Origin of the sequence: Sporichthya brevicatena, assembly GCF_039525035.1 — a bacterium.
Classification (GTDB): Bacteria; Actinomycetota; Actinomycetes; order Sporichthyales; family Sporichthyaceae; genus Sporichthya; species Sporichthya brevicatena.
Map to the genome: position 1 here is coordinate 1 of NZ_BAAAHE010000080.1, position 545 is coordinate 545.

General features: G+C 66.8%; 1 pseudogene. It reads left to right on the forward strand.

Annotation, left to right across the window (positions count from 1 at the left end):
- Positions 1–437: pseudogene (locus ABD401_RS25005) on the forward strand (hypothetical protein); the annotation flags it as partial.
- Positions 438–545: the final 108 nt, after the last annotated feature.

Below are 545 nucleotides of genomic sequence, written 5' to 3' on the forward strand. Positions count from 1 at the left end.
AGGTCGAACCGGTCCACGTCGAATTCGGCATCGCCTCCTACAGGCACGGCTACGCCGGGTCCGGCGACCTCATCGCCTACTTCACCCTGCCGCGGATCGGCCGCAAGCTCCTGCTCGTCGATCTCAAGACCAACAAGTCCGGGATCTTCCCCGAGACGGTCCTTCAACTGTCGGCCTATCAGTTCGCCGAGGTGCTGCTCGCCGACGACCAGCACGACGAGCGGCCTATGCCGGAGGTCGACGGTTCCGCCGCAGTGCACATCACCCCGAACGGTGCCGAGCTGATCCCGGTCACGACGAACGAGGCGACGTTCCGCACCTTCCTCTACGTCATGCAGGTCGCCGAGTTCGAGAAGTCCGGCAAGGACCTGCTTGGCCTGCCCATCCGCCCCGAGTCCGACGTGCGCTATCGCCTCGTCCGGGAGGACGCGTCGTGACCGCGACGCCCCCGACGGCTGCTCCCCCTGCGGCTGCCGCAGCGGCGAGTCCGTCGCATGACCGTCACCCCCATCTGTTGCGGAGGCATTGAGTGACCGAGATCGTCC